Below are 500 nucleotides of genomic sequence, written 5' to 3'. Positions count from 1 at the left end.
CGGCCGACATGGTGGGGCAGAACCTGTGGATCTCGTTCATGCAGCTGCTGCCGTACGTGTTGCAGAGCGGCATTCTGATCCTCTTCGCGGTGCTGTTCTGCTGGGTTTCCGCCGGCTTCTGGACCGCGTTAATGGGCTTCCTGCAGCTATTGATCGGCCGCGATAAGTACAGTATTTCCGCCTCGACGGTCGGTGACGAACCGTTGAACCCGGCGCACCGTACGGCGCTGATAATGCCGATCTGTAACGAAGACGTTGACCGCGTATTCGCGGGCCTGCGCGCGACCTGGGAGTCGGTAAAAGCCAGCGGTAATGCCGAGCACTTTGATGTCTATATCCTGAGCGATAGCTACAACCCGGACATCTGCGTGGCGGAGCAAAAAGCGTGGATGGAGCTGATTGCCGAAGTGCAGGGCGAAGGGCAGATCTTCTACCGCCGCCGCCGCCGCCGCGTGAAGCGTAAAAGCGGTAACATTGATGACTTCTGCCGTCGGTGGGGG

General features: G+C 59.6%; 1 pseudogene. It reads left to right on the top strand.

Annotated features, from left to right (window positions below):
• Window positions 1-500, top strand: a pseudogene (locus ACFFUV_RS23980) (hypothetical protein); the annotation flags it as partial.

The organism is Vibrio olivae (assembly GCF_042428525.1).
GTDB classification, from domain to species: domain Bacteria; phylum Pseudomonadota; class Gammaproteobacteria; order Enterobacterales; family Vibrionaceae; genus Vibrio; species Vibrio olivae.
Note: the sequence above shows the minus strand (reverse complement) of the source record. Positions and strands in the feature narration are given on the sequence as shown.